At 57.2% G+C, this 24,273-nt stretch carries 24 protein-coding genes; 21 read left to right on the forward strand and 3 right to left on the reverse strand.

The window, feature by feature from the left end:
* Positions 1-224: 224 nt before the first annotated feature.
* Complete coding sequence (locus BAA01_04835) at positions 225-1,175, reverse strand: aryldialkylphosphatase (GenBank protein ID OUM87600.1); 951 nt, start codon at positions 1,173-1,175, stop codon at positions 225-227.
* 254 nt (positions 1,176-1,429) lie between these two features.
* Here BAA01_04835 and BAA01_04840 point away from each other — a divergent pair, with 254 nt between their 5' ends.
* From BAA01_04840 to BAA01_04915, 16 genes are all read left to right on the forward strand, one after another.
* Positions 1,430-1,717: a 30S ribosomal protein S6 gene (locus BAA01_04840; protein OUM87601.1), complete on the forward strand. Its 288-nt coding sequence runs from the start codon at positions 1,430-1,432 to the stop codon at positions 1,715-1,717.
* A 45-nt stretch (positions 1,718-1,762) separates the two neighbouring features.
* Entirely contained in the window at positions 1,763-2,233 is a 471-nt protein-coding gene (locus BAA01_04845; GenBank protein OUM87602.1) for a single-stranded DNA-binding protein, read from the forward strand.
* A gap of 63 nt (positions 2,234-2,296) precedes the next feature.
* A complete protein-coding gene (locus BAA01_04850) occupies positions 2,297-2,527 on the forward strand; it encodes a 30S ribosomal protein S18 (GenBank protein OUM87648.1) in 231 nt (76 codons plus the stop codon).
* A gap of 107 nt (positions 2,528-2,634) precedes the next feature.
* Positions 2,635-2,952 (forward strand): hypothetical protein, encoded by a 318-nt coding sequence (locus BAA01_04855; GenBank protein OUM87603.1) that lies wholly within the window; start codon positions 2,635-2,637, stop codon positions 2,950-2,952.
* Positions 2,953-3,003: 51 nt separating this feature from the next.
* Complete coding sequence (locus BAA01_04860; protein OUM87604.1) at positions 3,004-3,909, forward strand: hypothetical protein; 906 nt, start codon at positions 3,004-3,006, stop codon at positions 3,907-3,909.
* Positions 3,910-3,945: 36 nt separating this feature from the next.
* Positions 3,946-5,919: a hypothetical protein gene (locus BAA01_04865; protein OUM87605.1), complete on the forward strand. Its 1,974-nt coding sequence runs from the start codon at positions 3,946-3,948 to the stop codon at positions 5,917-5,919.
* Positions 5,919-6,362 carry a 50S ribosomal protein L9 gene (locus BAA01_04870; protein ID OUM87606.1) on the forward strand — a complete coding sequence of 148 codons (444 nt, stop codon included), beginning with the start codon at positions 5,919-5,921 and terminating at the stop codon, positions 6,360-6,362. Before BAA01_04865 ends, BAA01_04870 begins: the two co-directional genes overlap by 1 nt.
* Positions 6,363-6,367: 5 nt before the next feature.
* Positions 6,368-7,714, forward strand: coding sequence for a replicative DNA helicase (locus BAA01_04875; GenBank protein ID OUM87607.1), 1,347 nt, complete (start codon positions 6,368-6,370; stop codon positions 7,712-7,714).
* Between the two features lie 126 nt (positions 7,715-7,840).
* Positions 7,841-9,127 (forward strand): adenylosuccinate synthase, encoded by a 1,287-nt coding sequence (locus BAA01_04880; GenBank protein ID OUM87608.1) that lies wholly within the window; start codon positions 7,841-7,843, stop codon positions 9,125-9,127.
* Between the two features lie 126 nt (positions 9,128-9,253).
* The gene (locus tag BAA01_04885; GenBank protein OUM87609.1) at positions 9,254-10,705 is read left to right on the forward strand and encodes a hypothetical protein; all 1,452 of its coding nucleotides are present in this window, start codon (positions 9,254-9,256) and stop codon (positions 10,703-10,705) included.
* Between the two features lie 124 nt (positions 10,706-10,829).
* Positions 10,830-11,735 (forward strand): hypothetical protein, encoded by a 906-nt coding sequence (locus BAA01_04890; GenBank protein ID OUM87610.1) that lies wholly within the window; start codon positions 10,830-10,832, stop codon positions 11,733-11,735.
* Positions 11,732-12,433, forward strand: coding sequence for a DNA-binding response regulator (locus BAA01_04895; GenBank protein ID OUM87611.1), 702 nt, complete (start codon positions 11,732-11,734; stop codon positions 12,431-12,433). Before BAA01_04890 ends, BAA01_04895 begins: the two co-directional genes overlap by 4 nt.
* Positions 12,430-13,962: a hypothetical protein gene (locus BAA01_04900; GenBank protein OUM87612.1), complete on the forward strand. Its 1,533-nt coding sequence runs from the start codon at positions 12,430-12,432 to the stop codon at positions 13,960-13,962. The genes BAA01_04895 and BAA01_04900 overlap by 4 nt, the downstream gene beginning before the upstream one ends.
* Complete coding sequence (locus BAA01_04905; protein ID OUM87613.1) at positions 13,962-15,422, forward strand: hypothetical protein; 1,461 nt, start codon at positions 13,962-13,964, stop codon at positions 15,420-15,422. The genes BAA01_04900 and BAA01_04905 overlap by 1 nt, the downstream gene beginning before the upstream one ends.
* Before the next feature lie 12 nt (positions 15,423-15,434).
* The gene (locus tag BAA01_04910; GenBank protein OUM87614.1) at positions 15,435-16,286 is read left to right on the forward strand and encodes a hypothetical protein; all 852 of its coding nucleotides are present in this window, start codon (positions 15,435-15,437) and stop codon (positions 16,284-16,286) included.
* A 135-nt stretch (positions 16,287-16,421) separates the two neighbouring features.
* On the forward strand, positions 16,422-17,225 hold the full coding sequence (locus BAA01_04915) for a metallohydrolase (GenBank protein ID OUM87615.1): 804 nt from the start codon (positions 16,422-16,424) through the stop codon (positions 17,223-17,225).
* A 130-nt stretch (positions 17,226-17,355) separates the two neighbouring features.
* Here BAA01_04915 and BAA01_04920 read toward each other — a convergent pair whose 3' ends face one another.
* A complete protein-coding gene (locus BAA01_04920; GenBank protein ID OUM87616.1) occupies positions 17,356-17,556 on the reverse strand; it encodes a hypothetical protein in 201 nt (66 codons plus the stop codon).
* An 18-nt stretch (positions 17,557-17,574) separates the two neighbouring features.
* Here BAA01_04920 and BAA01_04925 point away from each other — a divergent pair, with 18 nt between their 5' ends.
* Complete coding sequence (locus BAA01_04925) at positions 17,575-19,050, forward strand: hypothetical protein (protein ID OUM87617.1); 1,476 nt, start codon at positions 17,575-17,577, stop codon at positions 19,048-19,050.
* Here the strand turns inward: BAA01_04925 and BAA01_04930 are convergent.
* Complete coding sequence (locus tag BAA01_04930) at positions 19,047-20,054, reverse strand: hypothetical protein (GenBank protein OUM87618.1); 1,008 nt, start codon at positions 20,052-20,054, stop codon at positions 19,047-19,049. The genes BAA01_04925 and BAA01_04930 overlap by 4 nt on opposite strands.
* 383 nt (positions 20,055-20,437) lie before the next feature.
* Between BAA01_04930 and BAA01_04935 the strand changes: the two genes are divergently transcribed.
* The 4 genes from BAA01_04935 to BAA01_04950 all read left to right on the forward strand — a co-directional run bounded on the left by BAA01_04935 (position 20,438) and on the right by BAA01_04950 (position 24,231).
* Positions 20,438-21,286, forward strand: coding sequence for a hypothetical protein (locus tag BAA01_04935; GenBank protein OUM87649.1), 849 nt, complete (start codon positions 20,438-20,440; stop codon positions 21,284-21,286).
* 67 nt (positions 21,287-21,353) lie between these two features.
* Positions 21,354-21,842 (forward strand): 23S rRNA (pseudouridine(1915)-N(3))-methyltransferase RlmH, encoded by a 489-nt coding sequence (locus BAA01_04940; protein OUM87619.1) that lies wholly within the window; start codon positions 21,354-21,356, stop codon positions 21,840-21,842.
* A gap of 325 nt (positions 21,843-22,167) precedes the next feature.
* Positions 22,168-23,670, forward strand: coding sequence for a malate:quinone oxidoreductase (locus BAA01_04945; protein ID OUM87620.1), 1,503 nt, complete (start codon positions 22,168-22,170; stop codon positions 23,668-23,670).
* 201 nt (positions 23,671-23,871) lie between these two features.
* On the forward strand, positions 23,872-24,231 hold the full coding sequence (locus tag BAA01_04950) for a hypothetical protein (protein OUM87621.1): 360 nt from the start codon (positions 23,872-23,874) through the stop codon (positions 24,229-24,231).
* Positions 24,232-24,273 lie beyond the last annotated feature (42 nt).

The raw sequence follows: 24,273 nt of genomic DNA on the forward strand, positions 1-24,273 counted from the left end.
GCTATATTTTTTATGGCAGTATTTTATTTATAAAGCATAGAGACCTCACTCCTTTTTACCGCGCGTTCAAGCACAGTGTTTTTTTTTTGCCCTAGTGAGGTCTCTTTCCCTTTTGTTTCCGCTTTTATTCCGCTTTTTTCCTTCCCTGAACACCTACTTAAAACTTTGCATGCTTGACCGCCCTTGTGTTGAACATCGCGATCTGTCTATTGCTACAACAGTTATTAGGATCCTTCAAACCATCTGCGTGCGTTATCCACCATCATGAGATGAATTTGTTCATCGGTCACCCCAGCCCGTTTTAATTCCGGGATCACTTCGGTGAGCACATAAGTCATCGACCACTTGGGGAACATCTGACGTGCTGTCTCTTCTGGAAACCAGTCGATGGTGCAACAATAATCCTGCGAGAGTAACATCCGATCTGCATAGCCACGCTTGGCCAACTCCACCACAGTGGCGTTTCGCCGTTCAGTTGAACAGCCAAACTGACCCGTCAATCCATAGCGATCCATTCCCATGAACGGTCCCCTGTCCACCACCTGAAGAAGATACTCCAGGCTGTCTGTATCACCACAATGACCGATCAATACCCGCTTCGGATCCACTCCTTCTTCTTCAAAAATGTCCATTTGTTTTAACCCTGTTCCGCTCGCCGGATGAGAGTGGGTCATAATAGGTACGCCCGTCCTCAGATGGGCACGAGCTGCCGCACGAAGCACCTTTTCCACGTCAGGGGTGATGCCCTGCGCATCTGTTGCACATTTTATAAAACCAGCCTTGATATCGGTGTTTTGGATGCCCACTTCAATATCACGGACAAACAGGTCGGCCATATAGTCAATATCCCTGTTCTGAAAGTGTGGCGGAACGTAGTGGTAGGAATAGATGCCGGTTGCCGCAACAATTTGTACGCCGGTGGCTCGTGATACCCGTTCTATAAAACGGATGTCGCGACCCAGTTCCATAACTGTCGGATCGCAGATAGTCTTCACCCCGAGGGCCTTTGCCGCGTTCACCTGTTCGACAGCTTTGTTGAAATCATATTCATCGTCGTATAGGTGAGGAAATTGGAACGCGACCGATTCAGAACGTACCCTCATGTGCTCGTGGATCAGTGTCAAACCCAACTCACTCGAATCAACCGGACCTGTTACTGTGTTGACAGTTGTCATATACCCATCTCCCTTGTAATTAAAGTTCGTTCTTATTTGATTTATCTGATTCATTATTCATTTAGTCTTAGTTTAGGGAATAAAGTTTTATTTGTCAATAATGGGACAATGTGCAAACAGGGCTGACGTGCAATTGCATCCATATGAAAAATGTGTTATCATCCCGTAATGTGGATCTTTGTCTTTCCATATCAGACGATTCACTCCTTGCTCCCGCCAAGGGGGCCGTTTCAGTCCAGAAGGAGGTGCAAAGGATGCGGCCTTATGAAGTGATGTACATTTTGCGCCCAGACCTGGAGGAAGAGGCCATCAAAGAATTGGTCAGCCGCTTCCAGGATGTGGTGACAAGCCGCGGTGGAGAAATCACCCAGTTGAACGAAATGGGAAGGCGGCGGCTTGCTTATAAAATCGATCACTTCCGTGAGGGGTATTACGTGGTGATGAATTTCAACAGCGACCCGGAAGCTTCGACGGAGCTGGATCGGGTGCTGAAGATTTCAGACGCAGTGATTCGCCACATGATCATCCGGGATGACGAGTGATCAACATGCCTGCCTGACAGGCCGGCGGGGGAATGGGGGAGGAAAATGTTAAACCGCATCATCTTGATCGGGCGCTTGACGAGGGATCCGGAACTGCGCTATACGGCCAATGGCGTGGCAAGGACCACGTTTACCCTGGCTGTGGATCGTCCCTATACCAATCAGCAGGGCCAGCGGGAAGCCGATTTTATCAATATTGTGACCTGGCGGCAATTGGCCGAGCTGTGTGCCAATTACCTGCGCAAAGGACGGCTTGCTGCGGTGGAAGGGCGGCTGGAGATCCGCACTTTTGAAAATAACGAGGGCCAGAGGATTCGTGTGACGGAAGTGGTGGCGGATAACGTACGTTTTCTGGAATCCAGAAGTCAAAGTGCCTCTGGCGGTTCCTTCGGCGAGACTCCTCCATCCACCGGGTTTGGCGGCCCGCAACCATTTGGCGGCATGGATGACGATGCGGATCCGTTTGCCAATGAGGGAACGCCGATCGATATCTCGGAAGACGATTTGCCGTTTTAGGTTTCAGGATAAATCAATGGAAGCTGTTCAATGAAGTTGTTCAAAAGAAAGGGGGCAGAGTTCATGGCGCGCAGAGGACGCGGGAACCGGCGGAAAAAGGTTTGTTATTTTACCGTCAATAAGATTGAGAAAATCGACTACAAAGACGTCGAACTCCTGAAGCGGTTTATCAGCGAGCGCGGAAAAATCCTTCCCCGCCGTGTCACAGGGACCTCTTCCAAGTACCAGCGGAAGCTGACACGGGCCATCAAGCGGGCACGTCAGATGGCCTTGTTGCCGTACACAAACGAATAAACGGTCGCCAAGGGGACTTCGGTCCCCTTTTCTTTTGCCGCATCGTTGCAGGAATTGGACGATACCTGTGGAAATACATAGTACAATGTGTGGCAAGGGGGAAGGCCATGCCGGAAAAACAGGTCTTTATCGCCAAACAACTCAAAGTGGTGGACGGGTTAAAGACGGAGATGGCGGAGGCGCTGGCATCCCTGTTTCGTGGTTTGCATGAGGCGGATGACGAGGCGATTGTGGAAAACATGGCAGCCATGGTACTGCTCCATTATGCCCTGGCGAGGCGCTTGGGGATCCCGTTTTACCGGCTGGAAGAAAAGATGTTGGAACAGATCCGCCGGCAAAAGCAGCTTGGGCATCCGCTGGAAGAGTGGTATCAGGATTGGAGCGTCCTGGAGGAGTACTTGGCCGCCGGAAGGATTGGGGAATAAGTGGGGTGAAGGCTTGTGCGCATGGACACCAGAAGATTGACAGAAGGGGCAATGGTCAGCGGGATTTATGCCGTCCTCCTTTTGTTGTCCTATTTTACGCCTTTGGGCGTGGTGAGCACGTTGGTGCTGCCCGTTCCGTTTCTCGTCTACGCGGCACGGCACCGGGCGGGGGACTTGGTGGCGGTGGTCACCGTCTGCACGCTGCTGACCGTGATCCTGGTCGGGCTGCCGTCGGTGTTTCTGCCGCTCTGGTCGGGGCTTACAGGCGGGGTGATGGGCACGGTCTACCGGCTGCGCCGTGAGGCATACCTTGCTTTTTCAGCCGGGATGGTTGCCACGTTGGTTTCGTTTTTGTGCATGCTGGTAATTATGAATTTGTTTTTTTCCGTCAATATGCTGCAGGATCTGCGTCAGGCCATGGAGGAATCCCTGCGCATGACCCAGTCCTGGCTGGAAAGCATGGGACTTGACGTGCCAGAGAATCCGCAGTTGGCACAGTTGCCGGACATGCTCGTCCGGATGTTTCCTTTTCTGCTTTTCTTTTCGTCAGCAACCGTCAGCCTGCTGACGCACTGGATCGGGGGAACCGTTTTGCGGCGCCTGGGCACTTCCGCGCCGCGTCTGCCCGCATTCCATACCTGGCGCTTTCCCCGTCTGTTGCTCTTTCTCTATTTGCCCGTCCTGTTATATATGTTGATCCCTCCATCCTCCCGCGTGGCGGCGTTGGAACCGGTGCTCATCAACCTGCAGGCGGCTTTTGAAGTGTTGTTTATCATTCAGGGGCTCTCTTTTGTCTTTTTTCTGGCAAAAGCGCGCAACCTGCATAAGTCCGTTCCCGTCCTGGCGGTGGTTGGCCTGATTCTCCCACCTTTTTCCTTGTTATTTTCCCTGGTGTTGAGTATTCTGGGGATTGTGGATGTGGGTTTTCCGTTGCGCGAGCGGATTTCGTCCCTTTGAGCGGTGTCATCCCTTGAATTTAAAGGAGGTCAAAGGGTGCCTGAGTTTATTCATCGGCGCTGGCATGGATTGCATATGATCCTGGCCTTTGTGCTCCTGGCCATCTTGACCATCCTCTTGTTTTTGTATCATTGGCTGTATCTCTGGGTGGGGGGAATGGCCATTCTCGGATTGGCCATCTACGCCTGGTACGCGGAAAAATCGTTTCGCGAAGACTTCATCGGCTATGTCGCCACCTTGACCTACCGGATTCGCCGCGCTGGTGACAAGGTGGTCCAGCGCACGCCGGTCGGGATGATCCTTTTCAACGAGGAAGGGGTTGTGGAGTGGCACAATCCTTTCATCAGTGAGCTCCTGCAGATTCCCAATTTCGTCAGCGTGCCGCTGCTTGAGGTGTTGCCGGTGCTGGCGGGGAAGCTTGGGGAAGACGGACGGCACCAGATCACCTGGCGCAAACAGGTGCTGGACGTGCAGGTATACGCGGAGGAACGGCTCCTTTTCGTCAGTGATGTCACGGAATTTGCCCGGCTCAAGGAGCGGTACCAGCAGGAACAGGTGGCGATCGGCATCGTCCAGATCGACAACCTGGAAGAAGTTTCCCAGGGGATGGATGAGAAAAACCACACCTTGCTGCTGGCCGAGGTGACGCGGACGATTACCGACTGGGCGGCGGAATATTCCATGTTCATCCGGCGCCTGACCAACGACAAGTTTCTCGTCGTCACGGATCTGGAGCACCTGCAAAAGCTGCAGGAAGATCGGTTTCAGATTATCGATCGGGTACGGGAGATGACGCAGAATCAACCGATTCCCTTTACGCTGAGCATCGGTTTCGGGGCGGGAGGCAGGTCCGCCCCGGAAGTGGGCCAGATGGCTTCTTCCAGCTTGGAGATTGCCCTTGGCCGCGGCGGCGATCAGGCGGCGGTGCGGATCGGTGAGAAACTGACCTTTTACGGCGGAAAGTCCAGCGCGGTGGAGAAGCGAACGCGCGTCCGCGCCCGTGTCATCTCGCATGCGATGCGGAACCTCATTCTGGAAAGCGATTTGGTCCTCATCATGGGCCACAAGTTTCCCGATCTGGATGCCCTTGGCGCAGCCATCGGGGTGCTAAAGGCGGTGCTGTTGAACGACAAGCGGGGGTATATCGTCCTGGATGAGCCCAATCCGGCGATCGACAAGTTGCTCCACTGGATCAAGGAGGATGAGAGCCTCTCCCAGGCACTGATCACCCCGGATGAAGCTTTTTACCTCTGCACACCGCGCACCCTGCTGGTGATGGTGGACAATCACCGGCCTGCCATGGCGATTGATTCCCGCCTCCTGCAGCAGACGCGGCGGGTGATGGTGATTGACCATCACCGGCGCAGCGATGACATGGTCGAGGATCCGCTGCTGTTGTACATTGAGCCGTATGCCTCATCCACCTGCGAACTGGTCACCGAACTGCTCCAGTACCAGGCGGGCGACGCCCGTCTGAGCCGCCTGGAGGCCACCGCCCTGCTGGCAGGGATCGTCGTGGATACGAAAAACTTTCACTTCCGGACCGGCGTGCGCACCTTCGAGGCTGCTTCCTTCCTGCGGCGCCACGGCGCGGAGCCGGAAATCTGCCAGCGCCTGCTGAAAGAGGATTTGGGCCAATTCCTGCGGCGCATGGAGCTGCTGCAGAAGACCGAGCTCCTGCACGGCGGAATGGCCCTGGCCACCGGCCAGGAAGAGAAGACGTACGAACAGCTTTTGATTGCCCAGGCGGCCGACAGCCTGCTGACCTTGGAAGGCGTGAAAGCCTCCTTTGTGATTGCCAGGCGGCCGGATGGCCTGATCAACATCAGCGCCCGTTCCTGGGGCGAGGTGAACGTACAGGTGATCATGGAGCGGATGGGCGGCGGCGGTCACTTGACCAATGCGGCGGCACAGGTGTCCGAAGGAAGTATCCAGTCCGTCAGCCAAAAGCTGCGGCAGGTGCTGGAGGAATTTCAGCTGGAACAAGCAGTGAAAGGGGATGATGGGTGATGAAAGTGATTTTTAAGGCGGATGTCAAGGGACAGGGAAAAAAGGGAGAGGTGAAAGAGGTCTCTGACGGTTACGCGCGCAACTACCTGATTCCCCGCGGGTTGGCCGTGGAAGCCACCGAGGGCAACCTGAAGCAACTGGCCTCGCAAAAAGAAAAAGAGGCCGAGCGCAAGGCGCAGCAGAAGGCGGCTGCGCAAGAAGTGGCCGCGAAGTTGAACGAGATGGTGCTGACGATCAAGGCCAAGGCGGGAGAAGGCGGGCGGCTTTTCGGCGCCGTCACGGCCAAGCGGCTGGCGGAAGAGCTGGCCTCGCAGGGCGTGAAGGTGGACCGGAAAACGATCCAGCTTCCTGAACCGATTCGGGAACTGGGAACCACACAAGTGGAAATCCGCCTGTTTCCCGGTGTCCAGGCCATGCTGTGCGTCCAGGTGGTCAAGGAGTAAACGGCATGAGCGACGTGTTTCTGGATCGCATGCCGCCGCAGAACATCGAGGCGGAACAGTCGGTGCTCGGCGCCATCCTGATTGATCCGGATGCGCTTTTTGCGGTGATGGAAACATTGCGCCCGGAGGATTTTTACCGGCCAGCCCACCAGAAGATCTTCCAGGCCATGTGCCGCCTGCTGGAGGAAGGCGAACCCGTGGATCTGGTGACCGTCACCGCCGCCTTGCAGGACAAAGGGGAACTGGAGGAGGTGGGCGGCATCTCGTACCTCAGCGAACTGGCCACCTCCGTCCCCACCGCTGCCAACGTTCACAGTTACGCGCAGATTGTCGAGGAAAAGGCGATGTTGCGGCGCCTGATCGCCGCCGCTACCCAGATCGCCAGCGCCGGTTATTCCGGCGGGGAGGATGCCCGCGTCATCCTGGATGAAGCGGAACGGCGCATCCTGGAAATTTCGCAGCGCCGCCATGCGGCAGGCTTCCTCAACATCAAGGATGTGATCATGCAGGCGTATGAACGCATCGAAATGCTCTATACCAACAAGGGAGGCGTGACCGGGCTGCCCACCGGCTACCCGGACCTGGACCGGATGACTTCCGGTTTTCAGAAGTCGGACCTGATCATTGTCGCCGCCCGTCCCAGTGTCGGGAAAACCGCTTTCGCTTTGAACGTGGCGCAGAATGTGGCCATTCAGGCCCAGGTACCGGTCGCCATCTTCAGTCTCGAGATGCCGGCCATTCAGTTGGTACAGCGGATGCTCAGCGCGGAAGGGAACATCGATTCCCACCGGTTGCGCACCGGCTACCTGGAACCGGCCGACTGGGAAAAGCTCACCCTGGCGATGACCAACCTGGCGGAAGCGCCCATTTTCATTGACGATACCCCGCACCTGACTGTTTTCGACATCCGCGCCAAATGCCGGCGCCTGAAGGCGGAACAGGGACTCGGCCTGGTCGTCATTGACTACCTGCAACTGATCAGCGGCCGCGGGGGGGATAACCGGCAGCAGGAGATTTCGGACATCTCGCGCAGCCTCAAAGGCATCGCCCGCGAGCTGGAGGTGCCGGTGATCGCCCTTTCGCAGCTCAGCCGGGCCGTCGAGCAGCGCCAGGACAAACGGCCCATGCTCTCGGATATCCGCGAATCGGGCAGCATTGAGCAGGATGCCGATGTGGTGGCCTTCCTCTACCGGGACGATTACTACAACCCCGAAACGGACCGGCCCAATATCGTGGAAATCTTGATCGCCAAGCAACGCAACGGGCCCACCGGCAAGGTGGAGCTGTTGTACCTGAAAAATTTCAACAAATTTGTCAGTCTGGAGCGCAACGCGGAACCGGTCGGCGCCTGAGAATACGTTGGTGCGCAAATACCGAACGGTATTGGACGAGCATGTCCAGAACGTTCGGTATTTTGCTTGTGCGCCCATTTCCGTTGTGCTACACTGAAGGGGTAATAACCACACAGGGGGTAAAACATGGCTACCGTTGTCGTCGTAGGGACCCAGTGGGGAGACGAGGGAAAAGGAAAAATCACCGACTACCTGGCTGAAAAAGCGGAAGTGGTGGCGCGTTACCAGGGCGGAGACAACGCCGGGCACACCATTTCCTTAAACGGGAAAACCTATAAACTGCACCTGATTCCGTCCGGCATCTTTTATCCAGACAAACTTTGCGTCATCGGGAACGGGATGGTGGTCAATCCGGCCACATTGGTCCAGGAGATCGCATACATCCATGAACAGGGGTTTTCGACGTCCAACCTCAAAATCAGCAACCGCGCCCACCTGATCATGCCCTATCACTTGCGGCTGGATCAGCTCCAGGAAAAGCAAAAGGGCAGCCAGAAGATCGGCACCACCGGCCGGGGCATCGGCCCTGCCTACATGGACAAGGCGGCCCGTGTCGGCATCCGGGTGGCCGATTTGCTGGAACCGGAGGAATTCCGGGCCAAGCTGGAGCGAAACCTGAAGGAAAAAAATCACCTGCTGGAACGGGTCTACGAGAGCGAAGGATTCGACTTTGACGAAATATACCATGCCTACATGCATTATGCGGAGATCATTGCCCCCTATGTCACAGACACCTCGGTGGTCCTCAACGAGGCGATTGACGCGGGGCGCCGTGTCCTTTTTGAAGGGGCGCAAGGGGTGATGCTGGACATTGACCAGGGCACCTATCCTTTTGTCACCTCTTCCAATCCGGTGGCCGGGGGTGTGACCATCGGCTCCGGCGTCGGGCCGACCAAGATTCACCACGTCATCGGCGTGGCCAAGGCATACACCAGCCGCGTCGGCGACGGTCCCTTTCCGACCGAGCTGCATGACGAAATCGGCGAACGAATCCGCGAAGTCGGACGGGAATACGGCACCACCACGGGCCGGCCGCGCAGGGTGGGATGGTTTGACAGCGTCATCGTCCGCCACGCCCGCCGGGTCAGCGGGATTACCGGCCTGGCGCTGAACTCCATTGACGTGTTGACCGGCATCCCCACGCTCAAGGTCTGCGTCGCCTACCGCTATCGCGGCAAGCAGCTGGAACATTTCCCGGCCAGTCTCAACGTGCTCCGCGAATGTGAGCCGATCTACGAAGAGTTGCCTGGCTGGACCGAGGACATCAGCGGTGTCCGCTCGCTGGATGAGCTGCCGCTCAACGCCCGCCACTACGTGGAGCGGATCACCCAGTTGACCGGCATCCCGCTGGTTACATTTTCCGTGGGCCCCGGCCGCGAGCAGACATGCCTGGTGCGGGGCGTCTACGCCTGAATGATCTGATGGCATCACCTGATGGAATGACCTGATGGAATCAATTCCCTGAAGACAAGCGATTGATCCTCATTTCCGGATGTGGTAAGCTGTGGCCATTCATGGGGAAATCTTGAGGAGGATGGGATGAGACCGGAGGAGAAACGGGAGCAGGTAGAGGAGCGGTTGCCAGACATCAAGCGTTTTCTTGAACAATACAAAAAGCAGTTTCTGATCGGTTTGGGAACGGTAACCATGGCCGGCGCCGTCACCTTTGGCGGGTACCAGTACATCCAGGCGCAAAGCGTCCCGCTGTATCCGGTGCTGGTGGGGGACGAGGTGATCGGCACGGTGAGCGATCCGGACGTCGTCCAGAACTGGCTCCAAAAGCAGTATGCGGCTGCGAGGGAGGAGGCCGGGAGAGCGGATCTCGCCCTGACACAGGCCGTCACCGTTTCGGAGCCGAAGTGGGTATACAAGGGGCAGAGCCAGGATGCCGAGGTTCTGAAGGTGCTGAAACAGAAGGTGGCTGTCCAGGCTAAAGGGGTGCAACTGGTCATCGACGGGCGGCCAGTGGCTGTCGTGACTGACCAGGAAAGCCTCGATCGGTTGCTCGGCGCATACCGGCAGCGCTATTCCGGCGAGCTGGCGCGGACGCCGCACACGGATCGCAGTGCCCGCGGCAACAGCAGGACCGTGGTGAAAGAAGTGGCGTTTGTCCAATCGGTTGCCACCAGGGAGGTAGCGGTTGACCCGGACGAGGTGATGGAGCCGCAGCAGGTCGCCCGGTTGCTTGAGGCCGGCACGCTGGCGGGGCGGAAACATACCGTCCGGGAAGGGGAGTCTTTGTGGACCATCGCTTCCCGCTACGACACCACCGTCCAGCAGTTGCTGGAGAACAATCCCGGCTTGGATGAGAACTCCCGGCTGCAGCCAGGACAGGAACTGGTGGTCACGGCCAAGGTGCCGCTCCTGTCAGTGCGTATTGTGGAAGAGACGAAGGAGATCCAGACGGTTCCCTTTGCCACAGAGGTTGTGGAAGAGCCGGCCATGCTGAAAGGTGAGCAGAAAGTACTCCGCGAGGGCAAGCATGGAACGAAGCAGGTTACATACGAAGTGACGAAGATCAACGGCCAGATCCAAACCAAGCGTCCGATCAAGGAGCAGATCATGGAAGAGCCCCAGAATCGGGTGATCGCCAAGGGAACCAAGGTGGTGGCCGATCGGGGCAGCGGCGTCTTTCGTTGGCCGACGGTCGGCGGTTATATCAGCAGCCGTTACGGCATGCGTGACGGGCGGTTACACGCCGGCATCGATATCGCCCGTCCTTCCAGCTACAGCATCCTGGCGGCCGACAACGGGCGCGTGGTGTTTGCAGGCTGGGATGGCGGTTACGGCAAGAGCGTGATCATCGATCACCGCAACGGATACCGCACCCGTTATGCCCACTTGAGCTCTATCAACGTGCGGGTGGGCCAGGTCGTGGAACGGGGCCAGAAAATTGGCGTCATGGGCTCCACCGGGCACTCCACCGGGACGCACCTGCACTTTGAAGTGCTGAAAAACGGCCGCCCGATCAATCCGTTAGAGATGTTATAAGATGTTGTAAGAGGATAGAGTCAGATGACGGTTTTTAGCCCGTCATCTTTTTTTGTCGTCTTTTTTTGCATGAATCTGGTCCTGACCTGCCTGCGAACCGGTATGGTACAATGGAGACAACCGATTGGAGGGACGGGAGGGAGAGGAGATGCGTGCCGCATTCGGACGCCGGTGGATAGGTGTGGTTTTGGCTTTTTTGACGGGGGTGGCCTTGGTGTCCGCCGTGTACAAGCTGCCGCTGGCCCAACCGGCATTCCGCCAGGCCAACCAGCTGATGGAGCAACAATTCCGGTATGCCGGCTGGGAGAAAGCCGCCTCGGACCACTTTATCCTCTCCTACCTGCCAGAGGATGAGCCGTACGCCGGGCTGGTACTGGCCGAGGCGGAGACGGTCTACCGGGAATTTGCCAAGCAGTTCCGGTTTGCCCCGCAAAAGCCGGTGCCGCTGGTCCTGTACGCGCACCACGAACAGATGCAAGAACGGTTTGGCTGGCCCGCTTCGGAAAAAGCGAGCGGGGTTTATTACGGCGGTGTCATCTACCTGTTGTCCCCGCGGGTCTTGCTTCCTGATACCGGAGCCGCTTCCCCGGGTGGGCGGGAGCTGGCCGAATGGTACCACCATGAGGGGCCGCTGGTCCATGAATACACCCATCTGTACCTGGACATGCTGGCCAACAACAATTTTCCCCGCTGGTACACGGAGGGATTGGCGCAGCTGGTGGAATATGAGATGATTGGGTATGAATGGGTGAGCCTGGACAACCGGCTGAATCAGCAGCCCCTCTATCCCTTCGACCAGCTGCACCGTGACTTTGACAAGCTGGAAAATGTGGCGCTGGCCTACCGCCAGTCCTTTAAATGGGTGCAATTCATGAAACAGGTGCACGGTGAGGAGGCGCTGGTGAGGTTTCATCAACAGCTGGCCCGCCAGATTCCCTTTGAACGGGCCTGGGAAGAGGTGTTTGGCCAATCCCTGGAACGTTCCTATGACATCTGGCTGAACGAGGTTCGGAAGGGGGGAAGTGCATGAAGCGGATCCTGGTTGTGGATGATGAACAGCCGATTGCCGAGATCCTGAAATACACCTTGGAGCGGGAAGGATATCACGTGGATTGCGCCTACGACGGGAAGGAAGCGGTGGAAAAGGCGTTGACCGGCTCTCCCGATCTGGTGCTGCTGGACGTGATGTTGCCGGAATTGGACGGGTTTGAAGTGTGCCGGCAGATCCGCCACAAGAAGCAAATGCCGATCATCATGCTGACCGCCAAGGACAGCGAGGTGGACAAGGTGCTGGGGCTGGAGATTGGTGCCGACGACTACGTCACCAAGCCCTTCAGCAACCGGGAGCTGCTGGCCCGCGTCAAGGCCAATCTGCGCCGCTACGAGACGGGAAGCTCCCTGCATGAGGCCAGGGTGAGGAAGATCGGCGAACTGGAGCTCAACCTTTCTTCCTACACCGTCACCAAGCGTGGAAAACCGCTGGATTTGACGCACCGGGAGTTTGAGCTGCTGGAGTATATGAGTCAGCGCCCCGGACAGGTGTTGACGCGGGAGCAATTGTTGCAGGATGTATGGGGATACGACTATTTCGGCGACGTTCGCACGGTCGACGTGACCATTCGCCGCCTGCGTGAAAAGATCGAGGACGATCCCAGCAGCCCCGAGTACATCCTGACGCGCCGGGGCGTCGGCTATTACCTGCAGGAGCCGGGGAGGCAAAATGCGTGAAGGGGAGGGAGCCGCAGCGCGGGAGTCCGCCGCCGCTGCGCCGGAGATTCCCGCTCCAGCTGCTGCGTCAGAGATTCCCGCTTCAGCTACTGCGTCAGAGATTTTCGCGCCAGTTGGGGATTCAGTGGAAAGTGACCGTCATTTTCGTCCTCCTGATCCTCCTGGCGATGCAGCTCATCAGCGTCTATTTCCTGCGCTCCCTGGAGCGCTATTATGTGGCCAATTTTACGGAAACGATGTACGCCCAGGGAAATCTCCTGGCGGCCAACCTTGAGCGGTACATGCAGGCGGGCGATCGGGTCGAAGAGATTGACGGTCTGGTCAAGCAGTTTTTTGTGATGAACGGCGTGGAAGTTCAGGTGCTGGACAACAACGGCGTCATTCTCAGCGCCACTTGGGACGCCGAGGAGAGGGTGGGCCAGAAAAATTTGCAAACCGAAGTGAACAGGGCCTTGCTGGGGTTGCGGAATGACGCGATTCGCCTGGATCCGGAGACCGGACAGCGGAAGCAGTTGATCGCGATCCCCATTCAGCGGGAGGGACGCGTTCTGGGCGCCGTATTCCTGGAAGCGTCGCTGGAAGAGGTGTACCAGACCATCGGCAAGATCACCAATTTGTTCGCCAGCGGCACAGCCATCGCGCTGATCCTGACAGCCGTCCTGGGAGTGATTGTCACCCGCACGATTACCCGGCCGATTTCCGAGATCACGCGGCAGGCCCAGGCGATGGCCCGCGGCGATTTTGACCGGCAGGTGAATGTCCATAGCGGCGACGAGATCGGACAACTGGCGGCCGCCTTTAACCATCTCAGCCGGCGGCTGCGGGAAGCGCTGGCGGTCAATGCCGAGTTTGTGGCCAACGTCTCCCACGAACTGCGCACCCCGCTGACCACGCTGCGGAGTTACCTGGAGGCCCTCTCGGACGGTTCGGTGGAGGATGATGCGACCCGGCAGCGGTTCTTGCAGGTGGCCTACCAGGAAACGGAACGGATGATCCGTTTGGTGGAAGATCTGCTGAAACTGTCCCGGCTGGATTCGTCCGAGGCCAAGACGGCGCTGGAGCCGCTGCCGCTGGCCAGGCTCATCGAGCAGGTGGTGGAGCGGTTCCAGTTGCCGGCGCAGGAGAAAGGGATTCGCCTGGAGCTTCACCTGGAGAGAAAGCCGGTTGTCTGGGGCAACCGGGATCAGTTGCAGCAAGTGATGGACAACCTGCTTTCCAACGCGCTGAAGTACACCTCTTCCGGCGGCCAGATCGGGATTCGCCTCACCCAGCGCGGGCAGGAAGCCCTGGTTTCGGTTCAGGACACCGGGATCGGCATCCCGGAGGAGCACTTGCCGCGCGTTTTTGACCGTTTTTACCGCGTGGACAAGGCCCGCTCACGCCAGGCCGGCGGCAGTGGCCTCGGGTTGTCCATCGCCCGGAAAGTGGTGGAGGCTCACGGGGGGAACATTTGGCTCAAGAGCCAGGTTGGCAAAGGCACCACGGTTTATTTCACCGTTCCCCTGGCGGAAAAAGAGGGGGTAGGGTGATGAACGAGCTGCAGCGGCGAATGATCGAGACGGGGAAATCCATTCTCCTGGTGTTTCTGGTCCTGCTCAGCATCTTTCTCACCTGGTTGTTGTGGTACCAGCGTCCGCCTTTCACGGCGGTGGAGAAGAACTACACTTCTATCCCGCCGCTCGGGGAGGAACGGAAACCGGAACAGCTGATCGCACCGCAGGTCATCTACTTTCACGAATCGGGAACGCACCGGATGGCCTTGCCCTATTCTCATCCTCACCGCATGGCGTTGGAGAAGCTTTCCGAATGGAAGGTCAGGAACCTGGAAGCGGTCTCTTGGGCGGAACTGGATTGGCTGGGCATGAGGCGGGCGGTCGGCATCGAGCTGGAGTACGGCTTTCGGGTGCCGCTTAAGGAACTGTCTGTGATCTGGGAAGGGGTGGAGGCCGGCGCGGGGCAGATGGAAGCCGTCACCCGTCTGTGGGCCTGGTCAGGGGCGGAGGGTCAGATCTGGCTTTATTTCATCGATCAGGAGCGGCGGCAGGCAGCCCGCGGTGTGGTGGAAGCGGAGCCGCCGGAGTGGCAAATGCTGCTCCAATCGGCTGCCGGCTTGCCGAAGGTGCATTTTTACCCCGCTTCCCAAGCGGCGAACCGGTTGCCGGCCGCGAAATCGCCGTCTTCGGGCGCCGCTTCCCCGGCAGCTGCCTCCTCGCCGGATTCGCCGCCGTCCGGCGTCGTGCCGGCGGAAAGCGGAAAGGAAGGGGAGCCTGCACCTGCCTCAGAAGGCGCCCCTGAGGGTTGGTACCTGCCGGCCGCACCGCTTGAGGTGGCGGAGGAAGTGGTGCGCCTTGAGCCGATCACGCTGGAGATGATCAATCCGTACCTGTTTGTGGATCCGTCCTATATCCGGGAAATGATCACGCGCGATGGCGTATCCGTCTACACCGACGGCAGCCGCAGCCTGCAGGTGGAACCATCCCGGTTGCGCCTGGTCTATGATGCGCCAATGGCTTTTTCGCAGGCAAGCCAGGGGAACGAAAGGATGGGGTATTCCGGGATGGCGGTGCAATTTGTCAATCAGCATGGAGGCTGGACAGGGGACTACCTGATCGACGGATATCAGCAATTCCGGCAGGAGCAAATCCGGTTGCATTTTCGGTTTTATCATGGACCCTATCCGGTGTACGGCACCGGAGGGACCGGTGAAGACGGGCGGCTGCTGGTCAGCATGCAGCCCGAAGCGCAGGTGATCTCCCTGGAGCGGCCGCTGTATCGCTTGGGGCAGAGGTTAAAACGCCAGTCACGGATTCTGCCTGCCGGTGATGTGGTGTATCAACGCCTGCTTCAGCTGCAGCGGGAAGGCGTCCCGGTGCGGCAGGCGCGGGTGGCCTACCGCATGGAATTGGCAAAGGGGCAGGTGCGCCTTGTACCAGGCTGGGTGCTGGCAGAACCGTCAGGGGCTTTCCGCTGGCTGGATGCGGCGGAATGAGGGGGGATGGGAATGGATTGGAGCAGAGCGAAAAGCATCCTCATCGTCGCTTTTCTGATCCTTGACCTGCTGCTCATCTGGGAACTGGTGGAACGGCAGTCCATCCTGGAGGAAGGCTTTGCGGCGGCCAAGCAGGAACTGGAACAGCAGTTGCGGCAAAAGCGGATTGACGTGAAGACAGAGGTTCCCGTGGAGATCCCGGACGGCTGGGTGTTGACCGTGCAGTTTCGGGAAGTGACCCCTCCCGAGACGCAAGCGTTCAGGCGCTTTCCCAGTGAGCGGCAGCCCAACCAGTGGGCGGTTCAGCTCCTGGAGCCCTATCCCCTGGTCCGGGAAATATCGCCTCGTTCCGACGGCTTGCCCGAACTGCCCGCCGATCTCATCTGGAAGGCCCGCCAGTACCAGCCAGACCCGCTCCTGTCGACCGCAGGCCTCTGGCGGTATGTCCAAATGGCCGAGGACGTACCGATGTTCAACGTCGGATTGGAGGTTGAGGTAAAAGCGGGAAAGGTGACAGGTTACCGGCAATCCTGGGTGGAGATCCGCAAGCGTGAAAAGGCGCCGGCCCTGATTCCAGCGGCAACGGCAGTGTACAGCCTGCTGGAGAACCAATACCTTCCCCCCAGATCCGCCCTCTTGGAGATCCGCTTCGGATACTACGGACGGCTGTACAACGCCGATGAGCAGGTGCTAAACCCGGTTTGGCGGGTGGTCTTCGATCAGCCGGAACCCGGCGGCAAGACAAGCCGCAAGGTGCTCTTTGTCAATGCCATCACCGGCAGCCTGGAACTGGATGAACCGGAGCGGAGAGGTCTGACGGGCACGGAATCCGGCACGGAATTTGTCGCGGATGGCACGGAATGAAGAGAACGTTGAGCTTTTGCCGTAAACGGCTGTAGCCAAGCCCTCCCGTCTGACTGGAACGGCAGCAAAAGAGAGCGGCAGAAACAAAAGAGCGGCAGAGATGGAATAGAGTGGCAGAAATGGAGAGGAGAACAAATGCGGTTTTCAGTGTTGGCCAGTGGCAGCACGGGCAATGCGCTTTACATTGAAACGGACGAGGTGCGCCTGCTGGTGGATGCCGGCCTCAGCGGCCGGCAGCTGGAACAGTTGCTGGCGGAACACAGGATTGGCCCGAATCAGCTGGATGCCATCCTGATCAGCCACGAACATATCGATCATGTCAAGGGCGTCGGTGTGCTGGCGCGCCGTTACCAGCTGCCGGTTTACGCCAACAGCGGCACCTGGAGGGCCATGCCCGCACAGGTGGGCGAGATTCCGGAAGGACAATGCCGGGTCTTTGAAACGGGGCGGTGGTTTCGCATCGGCGATCTGGAGATTGAAAGCTTTCCCACCTCCCACGATGCGGCGGAGCCGGTGGGATTTTGCTTTTATCACGGGGAGGCCAAGCTGGGATTGGCCACCGATTTGGGGTATGTGAGCCGCAAGGTCATGGAAAAAGTGCGCGACTCCCACATCCTGATCCTGGAGGCCAATCACGACGTGGAGATGCTCCGGATGAGCCGCTACCCCTGGGAAGTGAAACGGCGGATTTTGAGCGATACGGGCCACCTGTCCAATGAGTCGGCCGGTGATACGCTCCTGGAGATCCTGAAGATGGGTTCCGCCATCCGGCAGGTGTTCCTGGCCCACCTGAGCCAGGAAAACAATCTGCAGGAACTGGCCCATCTGACGGTCGAGCACTGTTTGCGCCGGGAACAGATTGAAGTGGGGAAAGAGCTGACGTTGGCCGCCACTTTCCCGGACCGGCCGACGCCGCTGAAATCCGTTTCAGGTTCATGACGCGCATGATAAGACTGATATACGACTGATAAATGGTACATAAATGCAGGCCTTCTCATGCAGGCCTTCTGCAGGCTGCGCCTCCCTTTCCGGGAGGCGCAAACGTTTTGTTCCTGCCATTATTCCACAGCTAATTCCACAGCTGCGGGTGCTTCAGGAGTTCTTCATCCAGTTGGTACGCCTTCTGCAACACCTCGTCGCGCCGGATGATTCCGCGTTCCACGAGTATTTCGACGAGCGCCGTCAGGATCAAGGTGTTTTTGTAATGGTTTTCCTTCAGATCGCCCAACTGGGCCACCCAGTTGATTTCTTCCATCGGGGAGAACCGCATCAACCCACCCCCTGTCAGATGTTGGCCTGTCATTGCACGAAAAAGATATTGATCAGGATTCCCCGCAAGAGAGTGAATTATCCCCCCGGCGTGATGGTGCATAAATGCCCCCCTGATTCAGACACTAAAGACAACGCGTATGATTCCCGGGCGGGAAAAGACCGGCTGGTGGGGAATTCTGGAGGTGACGAGATGTCAGAACAAAACTGGCAAGGAGAGCGGCGACCGGACGATGACAGGAAGCCGGTCGGGGGGAGGCGCTATTTGATCTTTTGGTCGGGGGTGGTGATCGCCGCTATGTTTGGACTGATGATCCTCCCCGCCTTTTTGGACGATGGAGGAGACGGGAGCGGCGCATCGGGAGGGCCCGGGGCCGGCAGGGGATGGAGACCGGTGCGGTATGAAGCGGGCACACAAGCCGGTGACACCACCGGCACTGCCGGGGGTTACCGGTTTGGTCCCCAGGGAAGCCCCACCCCGCAAGTCCTGGGCCGCTTAAACCGCCGTGAGACCGACATGGTGCGGGCGGTGGAGGCGGTGCGTCCCGCCGTGGTCGGGGTGGTGAACCTGCAACGGGCGGGCGACGGGATGAGGCGGCAGGCTGAAATGGTCGAGGCGGGCACCGGTTCCGGCGTGGTGTATGAAGTGAAGGGAAACGTGGCCCATGTGGTCACCAACAACCATGTCATTGAAGGGGCCAGCCAGGTGGAAGTGGTCTGCGGCATCGGTGACCGGGCAGCGGCCAAAGTACTTGGCGCGGACTCGCTGACCGATCTGGCGGTACTGGCCGTTGACGCCCGGTTTGTCAAGGGGGTGGCCCGTTTCGGCAATTCCGATCAACTGGTGCCCGGCCAACAGGCCATCGCCATTGGCAACCCGCTTGGGCTGGATTTTTCGCAGACGGTAACGGCCGGCGTGATCAGCGCCACCAACCGTGCCATCCCGCTGGACTTTGACGGCGACGGAGAGGCGGAGTGGGAGCTGGAGACGATTCAGACCGACGCCGCCATCAATCCGGGAAACAGCGGCGGTGCCTTGGTCAACCTGAGGGGTGAAGTGGTCGGCATCAACAGCCTGAAAATTTCCGATGCCGGGATCGAGGGGATGGGATTTGCCATTCCTGTCAACGACGCGCTTCCGATTATCCGGCAGCTGGCTGAAGAGGGACAGATTCAGCGGCCTTACCTGGGGATTACGCCGAAAAGTTTGCAGGCCATTCCCAACCAGGAACGGGTAAATCAGTTGCGATTGCCGCAAGAGGTGATTTCCGGGGTCGTCGTATTGCGGGTAGACCCGCCCGCCAGACAGGCGGGCCTTAAGCCCATGGATGTGATTGTTCAAATGGATGATCAGTCCATCCACTCGGCGGCCGATTTGCGCCGGTATCTTTACACACGGAAGCGGCCGGGAGAGACGGTGCGCATTTCCTACCTGCGAGGCGGTGAACTGCGGGAGACGGTGATCCGCCTGACCCCGATGGCAAAGCCCGGTTAAAACCCTCCGCTGTCGCCAAATCCCCCGCCGTCGCCGAATCCCCCACTATCGCCGCCGCCAAAGAAATCCCCGAAATCAAAGCCGCCCAGATCGAGGCCTTCACCGCCGGTTTCGCCTGCTCCATCCGCCCCATCGGAGTCAAAAAGCTCATTGAGGAGCATGCCGCCGAGCATGCCCGCGACGAAGCCGCCCATCGCCTCCGTCATGCCGCTTCCACGGTGGCCGTGACGCCAGACGTGGCCATGAGCAGGCTTTCCTGAAGCGTGTCTGAACCGGTATGGCTCGGGATTTTGCAGCATCTCTTCGATGATCATCCGCAAATGGGCGGAGAGGGCCTGGACATTGTCCAGCTGTTTGTTTTCAAGGAAAATCTCTTGTCTCAATTCTCTTTCGCCAAACCCTAACGGGTAAGGGATCATGTCCACTTCCAGGAACAACCGGATGCCGTTTTCCTCGATGGTTGCGGCGAGTTCCACTTCCTCCAGGCGGTTTTTGTAGTGGGTTGTGGGGAAAAACGCAAACGCCTGGAGATAGCCGTTGAGTTTTCCGGAATCCGCTTTTTCGCGAAGGCCCAGCATCTCCAAAGCACGGATGATGTTCGCAAACCTGGCTGGGGGAAGCACTTGAATTGTATCGCTGTCGAAATGATCGACGCCTCCCGCGATATCCAGACGCGTCACAAAGCTGTACGAGACGCCCCTTCTGGAAATGGGCAAATTATTCGGCAGGCGGTACGTAAAAGGCAAGATCTTTTTTTCGCCGGGACGGATCACGAAAGAGGAGGCAACGGGGATCGAGGTGATCCGGTGTGAAAATGCCTTTCCGTTTGCCGTCAATTTCACGGCCAATTCGACAAGAATTTGACGGATGTCCTGTTCGACCGTTCCCCCTTCAATGTGAAGCGCCCCTTCGACGTCTTCGCCAAGCATCCATTCGCGCTTGTGCAAAACCAAGTCCACCTTGGCCGAGCCGACGCCCAGCTTCGCCATGAACTTTTTCAACATCCCGATCAGCGCCTTTCTTGATAAGGTTTGACATTCCCTTCATGACACGATGACATGGGAGTTCTTTACATCGATTATATCGGAGTCTGATTGCCAATGAAACATTCGAGCGATTCCTACATTTGAGGGAATGTGGGTTTCCCGTCGTTCGTTTAAACTGGTGGTAAACTGGCGATTTCGTCCACGACGAGAGCAAGGCAAGCGGGGAACGCAAGCATGGAAAAAATGGATTATTGGCATGGTTAAGTAAGGAAGTAAGGGAAACGCAACCTGGTGAAAAAGAATGGGGGAGATGGAGAATGGAAAAGGCTCTTTTTTTGGATGTGCCGCCGCACGATGAACGCTGGGGGCATGGGAGGACGGAAGGGACGGGCGGTGTTACCTTGCACTACGTCCGGCAGGGGGAGGGCCGCCCCGTGGTGCTGCTGCACGGCTGGCCGGGGTTTTGGTATGACTGGCGGCGGATCATTCCGGCATTGGCCGAGAAAGCCGATGTCATCGCGCCTGACTTTCGTGGTTACGGGGATTCCGACAAGCCGGATCTGTCACCCCTGGAAGGGTACAGCGCGCTTTCCCTGGCGCAGGATGTTGCTGTCCTGCTGGACAGGTTGGGGCTGAGCGATGTCATCCTCGTGGCGCACGACATCGGGGCGATGGCGGCCCAGGTGCTGGTCCGCATGGCTCCGGGAAAGATCAGTGCCCTTGTGCTGCTGAACCCGCCCTATCCCGGGATCGGCGAGCGGCAGTTTGAACCGGCCACGCAGCGGGAATTCTGGTACCAGCATTTTCACCAGTTGCCGCTCGCAGAGGAACTGGTCGGCTACAATCGCGACACGGTGCACATTTACCTCAAACATTTTTACACGCACTGGGTGGGCCGCAAAGAGGCGGTACGGCCGAAAGAGTTTGCGGAAATCGTGGCGGTGTACGCGCGCCCCGGCGCCTTCAAAAGCAGTGTCGCCTTTTACCGGACGTTGGGCGCCCTCGCTGCACAGATGGCCATCGCGGCCGCTTCCAAGGACGCTTCGCCCAACCCTCTTTTCGGCAAGATCGCCCACCCCACCACCGTCTTGTGGGGAGAGGAGGATCCGGTGATCCGCGCCGCATGGGCAGACCGCCTGGACCGGTTTTTCTCGCAACTGGACCAGGTGCGTCTTCTGCCGGGTGTGGGGCACTTTGTCCCCTTTGAAGCGCCGAATGAGGTGATGGAGGCGGTCGAGAGGTATTTGTGATACATTGATGTCATGTGAGAATATGTCATGCCAAAAATCGGCATCTCAGAACTTGTGGGGGTCTGGCATGAAAGTGACGCTGGTGGCTGTGGGGAGCATCAAGGAGCGGTACATGCAGCAAGGGATTGCGGACTACGTCAAGCGGCTCCGGCCCTATGCGCGATTGGACATCGTGGAGGTGAAGGAGGAGAAGGCGCCGGAGCATCTGTCCGCCGCGCAGGAAGAGCAGGTTCGGGAGCGGGAGGGGGAGCGCATCCTGCAGCGCCTGCCGGACGGATCGCCGGGGGCAAAAGTGGTGGTGCTGGACATGCGGGGGAAGATGCTCAGCTCGGAGGAGTTGGCGGCGCAGATGGCGGAGTGGGCCACCTACGGGACGCACCAGCTGTACCTGGTGATCGGCGGCTCGTTGGGACTGTCCCGCACGGTACGGGAGCGGGCCGATCTGCTCTGGTCCTTCTCCCGGCTCACCTTCCCCCACCAGCTGATGCGCCTGATGGTGCTGGAGCAGCTTTACCGGGCGTTCAAGATCCAGCGCGGGGAGACGTATCATAAATAATCCTAATACATTCTTTAATCCCTTGATCTATGTGAAACGACCTAAACTGATTAATATAAAAGCCTTAACCCTCACGCGAAGTTGGGTTAAGGCTTTCATCTTGCGAGTTTCCGGCCCTTGTAGAAGGATTCTCCATCATTGCCAGTCTCTAAATGGCTTATCCCCAGCAAATTATAGTAGATATTTGTAACTATAGGTATCATAATAGAGTATGGTAGTTTAAATGAGACGGAAGGTGTGTTCCGAGGTGGGGGCCTTCCTTTTTAATGCCTAAGCGGGAGCCCCTGCATGTTTAGCGAGTATAGGGGAAAAGGAAGGAGTCGTCATGAGCAACCTACAGAACAAAACAGACGTGATCTTGATTGGTGCCGGCATCATGAGCGCGACGTTGGGAACCTTGCTGAAAGAGTTGGCGCCGGAATGGGAAATCAAGGTCTTTGAGAAACTCGCAACCGCAGGCGAAGAAAGCTCCAACGAATGGAATAATGCAGGTACGGGCCATGCCGCACTATGCGAGCTGAACTATACACCCGAAAAACCGGACGGATCGGTAGATATCAGCAAAGCGATAAAAGTGAATGAACAATTTCAGCTTTCCAAACAGTTTTGGTCTTATCTGGTAAGCCGAAATCTGATTCGGAATCCGCAGGACTTTATCATGCCCATCCCTCATATGAGTTTCGTACAAGGGGAAAAGAACGTCGCGTTTTTGAAAAAACGGTTTGAAGCGCTGTCAAGCATCCCCCTGTTTAAAGGGATGGAATTTTCTGATGATCCTGTTAAGTTAAGAGGGTGGTTTCCGCTGATCATGGAAGGCCGTACCGTGAAGGAACCGATCGCGGCCACAAAAATCGACTCGGGAACCGATGTCAACTTCGGTGCGTTAACCCGCATGTTGTTTGACCACTTGAAGCGTCAACACGTCGAGATCCGATACAAGCATCATGTTCAGGATATTAAACGTGCGGGCGACGGCTCGTGGATCGTGAAAGTGCATGATCTCGACACTGGCAACATCGAATACCATACGGCAAAATTCGTTTTTATCGGCGCTGGGGGCGGAAGTCTGCCGTTGCTGCAAAAAACCGGTATTCCTGAGTCAAAACGGATTGGCGGATTCCCGGTAAGCGGACTGTTTATGGTATGTAAAAATCCGGAAGTGATCGCCAAGCACCATGCCAAAGTGTACGGGAAAGCCAAGGTTGGTGCTCCTCCCATGTCGGTGCCGCATCTTGACACCCGATATATTGATAACCAAAAAACGTTGCTGTTTGGACCGTTTGCCGGCTTCTCACCAAAGTTCTTGAAAACGGGTTCCTATTTTGATCTGATCCGTTCCGTAAAACCGCATAATATCCTGACGATGTTGGCGGCGGGCGTAAAAGAGATGGCGTTGACAAAGTATCTGATCCAGCAAGTGATGCTATCGAATGAGCAGCGCATGGAAGAATTGCGCGAGTTTGTTCCGACCGCCAGAAGGGAAGATTGGGAGATCGTGGTCGCCGGCCAACGTGTGCAGGTGATCAAAGATACAAAGGAAGGCGGCAGAGGAACCCTGCAATTCGGTACGGAAGTGGTTACTGCCGCTGACGGCTCGGTAGCCGCGTTGCTCGGCGCTTCTCCGGGCGCTTCTACTGCCGTTTATGTGATGCTTGAGGTATTGGAAAAATGCTTCCCGAAACAAATGAAAGTATGGGAACCGAAAATCAAAGAAATGATTCCTTCCTATGGCGTCTCACTCGCGGAAAACCCGGATCTTTTGCAGGAAATTCATGCTTCAACCTCGCAGACGCTGGGTCTGACCGAAAGCGAACTGGTTTACAGTTAATCTTTTGGCTGTAGAAACAAGGGCTTGGATGAAAAAACAGAGATATGGAATTTATTGGAAATTCTTCGCCAAGAACTTTTGATCTGCCTTTGGATCGAAGGTTCTTTTTTTGAGAAGTTTTCAACTGTGGTTCAAATCATGGGCCGTTACTCAAAAGAAATGGCCTGATGGAACAAATGGGGAAGGGGAAAACAGAGGCGGATGAAGCGGTTATGTATTGTCCCATGCGGTTCGAAGAAGGTATGGGATAAAGCGCCGTCCATAGGGGCGACAGAAGCCAGACATGCCTATATCGGCACTTTTCATAAAGCATGTCAGCAATATGCGCTTCAATTTTTTAGCGATTGGGTGATCCTTTCGGCAAAATATGTTTTTGACAACAGCAAATTGGCATATCCGCTAAGTGATTGCAAAGGAATAGGGTTCATGGTTCAGAAACTGCAAAGAGCCGTTCAAGAGAAAAAGGAGATTTTATTCACCCCTTCTTCAAAAAGACAGAGCTTCATCGAAGTGGGGAAGTCCGATGAAGCCCAGCGCAGGATTTCTCTGCAAGAAAGGTGATTCGGGAAATTCATAATAGAACGTTAGAACATGGAACGTTAG

The sequence above is a fragment of the Bacillus thermozeamaize genome (assembly GCA_002159075.1).
In the GTDB taxonomy this organism is placed as follows: domain Bacteria; phylum Bacillota; class Bacilli; order ZCTH02-B2; family ZCTH02-B2; genus Bacillus_BB; species Bacillus_BB thermozeamaize.